Below are 4,366 nucleotides of genomic sequence, written 5' to 3'. Positions count from 1 at the left end.
CAGCCAGATTGCCACTCTTGTCGAGCGTCAGAGCCGCTTCGTGATGCTGGTGAAGGTTGCCAGTAAGGATACGGAAACGGTCATCAACGCATTGATCCGACACGCCGGCAAGCTTCCTCACGAACTATACAAATCACTGACCTGGGATCGAGGCAAGGAGATGGCCGATCACACGCGTTTCACCGTGGCCACCGACATCAAGGTCTATTTTTGTGATCCGCAGAGCCCTTGGCAACGGGGCTCGAACGAGAACACAAATGGGCTCCTCAGACAGTATTTCCCAAAGGGGATCGACCTCTCGGCCTATTCACAGGCCACGCTCAACGCTGTTGCCAAGCGGCTCAATGAGCGTCCTCGGAAGACGCTAGACTTCGATACACCGGCTGAGCGCTTTCATCAATTCGTTGCATCGACGGGTTGAATCCGCAGCCATGAACGGTCGTTCGACACCGTGACTCAAATCGTCCACAATTGCCCTCGCGAGCATCTCAAAGGCGCATACCAACAAAATGGTTCGCCGTCGCCTGATAACCATCTATCGACGACACACTAGATCAAATAGATCAGCCGGGGGATATATGACTATTCAGAGTGCAATTGTCCGGGCGGCGGCATTGGCTGCCGTGCTTTACGCCATGAATCGCCTTAAAGAACGGCGCAATGCCGGCGATATCGTGGCCAAATCGACGAATGTCACGACCGGGCGCGTTGCAGGGATCGTGACAGGGCTGATCATATTCGCCTTGATTGCATACTCTGAACGGCACCTGATAGCGGCGACTTTCGGTTAGCAGCGAAGCGCTACGGGCTTTGACGGAGTGGAAGCAGGATGCTCCTCGACGCTTTGCATTTCCTTTCGAACTGGGCGAAGGTCTGGTCATGGCAGCATGTGCTGACCGCGTCGGGCGGTAATCGGCCATGAGTAGCCACTCGGCACAATGATCTGAATCGCCGACAATCAAGGCGAAAATAGCCACTGCTACACTTGCAAACTCCCAACTGATCTCAATGGCCTCGACATGAGTTGGACGCTTGAACAAGCGATGCAACAGGCCCGCCGCACCCTCTCCTCTTTGGCCGGGGCGGTCGGCATTACCATCATCGATGCGGCAACCCGTGAGTTCGATGTCGGCTGGGTCTTCTACTATCAATCATCGCGTTTCCTTGAGACAGGTGACGTTCGGGATAGCCTGGCGGGAAATGCACCATTGTTTGTCAGCCGGGACGATGGCCGGGCCATTTCCGTCAGCTATCACAGGCCAATTACCGAGTCGATCCAAGCCTACCGTGCGTGCGGAGATCCTAACGGATATGAAGAGTCTCAGGTTCGTCTAACGCGATGGTCGGCCGGGGCGAATAAGGTTCAAGCAACGCGGTTGATTCGCCAGAATTCACACATGAGTCTCGCGGAGGCAAAGCATTCAGTCGATCGATGTCTTGCGGCGCGTGAGACCGTGATCGAGACAAAGGACGTAGCGTCGGCCAAGCAACTGGTGATTGACCTTGCGGAGGTCGGGTTCCACGCGGTCGTCACGTATCGCAGCACCCGGCGCTAGCGATCGGTCGATGGATGACCGCTTACGGTCGATGCGAAGGGCAGTTCCGGGTCGACAGCGGCCTGCCGTGCTATTTCTGACGTTGGCAGCGCGTGGGTTCTCGCCACGGAAAGTTCAGACTAAAGTGAACCGCACCATTGATCGTTCAAAGCTGAATGAACTACGAGTTCAGCGTTCCGTGAACAAGCTTCCGGAAACTCGTTGCTCGACAGCCTTCACCGGTTCAGAGTGGGCTGGACATCGACACGTACGCGTGAATGCCGTCGCGCCATGCGAGCGGTGTACAGGTCGGCACGCTTGCGCGCCGCTGCGCGGATTCGCTTACGTCGCAGGTAATCGACGCGCGCCGCACGCGCCGCGATCATGGCTCCATCGACCGACGAACCGCGTCACGCCAAGGAGCCCGCCATGACCGCCTACGCCATCGCCCACCTGCACGACGTCGACATGTGCGACGACATCGTCGAATACCTCGAACGCATCGACGGCACGCTCGCGCCGTTCGACGGCCGGTTCGTCATTCACGGCGCACGGCCGGAGGTACGCGAAGGCGTGTGGCGCGGCGACCTGATCGCGATCGCATTTCCCGATCTCGACACGGCGCGCGCGTGGTACGAATCGGATGCGTACCGGCAGATCCAGCCGCTGCGCGCACGGCACGCGAGCGGCCCGCTGATCCTGATCGACGGCGTCGATGAACGGCACAAGGCGACCGACATCCTGCGCTGAATCACGACGCCGGCGACGCTTACGAAGCCTTCCGCTCCATCGGCTCGCCGACGACGAAGCCGCCGCCCTGGAACCGCTGCGCAGGATCGTCGTAGTCGGCGGTCGGCGCCGCGACCGGGAACAATCCCGCGAACTGCTCGGAGCTGTCGCGCGGGCGGAAGCCGAGGAAACCGGCCTTCGTGTTGTCCCACCATTTCACCGGGTTGTCCGACGCACCGTAGACGATCGCGTGCCCGACGCGGTTCGTCAGCAGCGAGCAGCGCACGAGCTCGATGAAGTCGCGATAGCTGAGGAACGTCACGAGCATGCGCGGGTTCTTCGGCACTTCGAACGACGAGCCGATCCGCAGGCACACGGTCTCGATCCCGAAGCGGTCGAAGTAGTAGCGCGACAGCGATTCGCCGAAGCATTTCGTCACGCCGTACAGGCTGTCGGGGCGCAGCGGCGAATCGGCGTCGAGCACTTCGGTGACCGGATGGAACCCGATCGCATGGTTCGAGCTCGCGAACACGACGCGCTTCACGCCGTGCTTGCGCGCGGCTTCGTACAGGTTGTACGTGCCGGTGATGTTCGCGCCGACGAGATCGTCGAACGGCGCGTCGACCGAAATGCCGCCGAGATGGACGATCGCGTCCACGCCGTCGACGAGCTGCATCACCGCCGGCCGGTCGGCCAGGTCGACGACACGGGTTTCTTCATGCGCGGCCGCGTCGCCGAGCGCCGCGATGTCGCTGACGCGCACGACGTCGGCCCATTGCGCGAGTGCGCCGCGCAACTGGCGGCCGAGGTTGCCGGCCGCGCCCGTCAGCAACAGGCGCCCGAACGGTTTGCGCGCGCCGGTGGATGAGGCGTTCATCGAATCTCCTTCTCCTTGAATCTGACCTGGACTCCGATCCGGTTTTTACCTCGAATCGGAAAACGTTTTCCAACTATACGCGGGAGCGCGACCGAACGTCAATGGTCGAACCCGTCCGCAGCCATCCGCACTTTCCCGATATCGACGCGTGGCCGCGTGCCGGCTTTTTCTGCCACAATCCGGCGTTATCGAACGAAAACGTTACCCTGCCGATGAAAAAAGTTTCCCCGACGATCCGCGACGTGGCCGCGGAAGCCGGCGTGTCGGTCGCGACGGTATCGAAATACGTGAACGGCACGCAGCGCTTCTCGCCGGCGGTCGAAGCGCGGCTCAAGGAGGCGATCGAGCGGCTCGGCTACCGTTCGAACCCGCTCGCGCGTTCGATGATCACCGGGCGCACGCGCACGATCGGCCTCGTGATCCTCGACATCAGCAACCCGCACTTCACGAACGTGGTCAAGGGCGCGAACCGGATCGCGCTGCAGCACGACTACACGCTGCTGCTCGTCGATACCGAAGAGAACCAGGCGCGCGAACGCTCGCTGATCGAGGCGCTCGCGCAGCGCGTCGACGGGCTGATCGTCAGCACGCGGATGCCCGACGACGAAGCCGGCTGGATGCTCGATCTGAACAAGCCGCTCGTGCTGCTGCGCCGCAGCCCCGGCCTGCCGATTCCGAGCGTCGGCATCGACAACCGGCTGTCGACCTACATGCTCGCGCGCCACCTGCTCAATCTCGGGCACACGCGCATCGCGTATCTCGGCTTCGGCACCGCACGCGTGAACGACGAGCGGATCCAGGGCGCGCGCGACTGTCTCGCCGAAGCGGGGCTCACGCTCGACGTGCACGACGCGCACGCGCCGACGGCCGAAGCCGGCGAACGCGCGTGCTCGCGCGTGATGCTCGGGCCGCAGCGCCCGCAGGCCGTGATCTGCTACAACGACCTGATCGCGCTCGGCTTCATGAAGGAAGCCGCGTCGCTCGGCTTTCGGCTGCCGCAGGACGTATCGGTCGCGGGCATCGACAACGTGCCGTACGGCGAATACGCGGCGCCCGCGCTGACCACCGTCGACATCCAGAGCGAGAACATGGGTGAGCTCGCGATGCAGAAGCTGATCGACGCGCTCGCGGGGCGCACCGATGCGAGTTATTCGACGTTTGAGCCGCGGCTGATCATGCGCGCGTCGACGGCCGCGGCCGGTTGAGTCACCTGCCCCGCGCCCCA

6 protein-coding genes are annotated in these 4,366 nt (G+C 62.3%); 5 read left to right on the top strand and 1 reads right to left on the bottom strand.

Going from position 1 to position 4,366, the window contains the following annotated elements; translation table 11 throughout:
* The 4 genes from ACM6JT_RS21820 to ACM6JT_RS21805 all read left to right on the top strand — a co-directional run.
* Positions 1–421: IS30 family transposase (locus tag ACM6JT_RS21820; RefSeq protein WP_414857259.1), on the top strand; the 421-nt coding region annotated here is incomplete at its 5' end.
* 157 nt (positions 422–578) lie between these two features.
* Positions 579–791, top strand: coding sequence for a hypothetical protein (locus ACM6JT_RS21815; RefSeq protein WP_059855597.1), 213 nt, complete (start codon positions 579–581; stop codon positions 789–791).
* Positions 792–1,019: 228 nt separating this feature from the next.
* Entirely contained in the window at positions 1,020–1,556 is a 537-nt protein-coding gene (locus tag ACM6JT_RS21810; RefSeq protein ID WP_081938442.1) for a YrhB domain-containing protein, read from the top strand.
* Positions 1,557–1,964: 408 nt separating this feature from the next.
* Positions 1,965–2,285 carry a DUF1330 domain-containing protein gene (locus ACM6JT_RS21805; protein WP_175964257.1) on the top strand — a complete coding sequence of 107 codons (321 nt, stop codon included), beginning with the start codon at positions 1,965–1,967 and terminating at the stop codon, positions 2,283–2,285.
* A gap of 19 nt (positions 2,286–2,304) precedes the next feature.
* Here ACM6JT_RS21805 and ACM6JT_RS21800 read toward each other — a convergent pair whose 3' ends face one another.
* Positions 2,305–3,141: an NAD-dependent epimerase/dehydratase family protein gene (locus tag ACM6JT_RS21800; protein ID WP_034181965.1), complete on the bottom strand. Its 837-nt coding sequence runs from the start codon at positions 3,139–3,141 to the stop codon at positions 2,305–2,307.
* A 101-nt stretch (positions 3,142–3,242) separates the two neighbouring features.
* Between ACM6JT_RS21800 and ACM6JT_RS21795 the strand changes: the two genes are divergently transcribed.
* Positions 3,243–4,346: a LacI family DNA-binding transcriptional regulator gene (locus ACM6JT_RS21795; protein ID WP_034181964.1), complete on the top strand. Its 1,104-nt coding sequence runs from the start codon at positions 3,243–3,245 to the stop codon at positions 4,344–4,346.
* Positions 4,347–4,366 lie beyond the last annotated feature (20 nt).

Source organism: Burkholderia sp. IT-111MI5 (genome assembly GCF_949752865.1).
Classification (GTDB): Bacteria; Pseudomonadota; Gammaproteobacteria; order Burkholderiales; family Burkholderiaceae; genus Burkholderia; species Burkholderia pyrrocinia_C.
The sequence above is the reverse complement of the archived record's forward strand: the minus strand, read 5'-3'. Positions and strand labels throughout refer to the sequence as shown.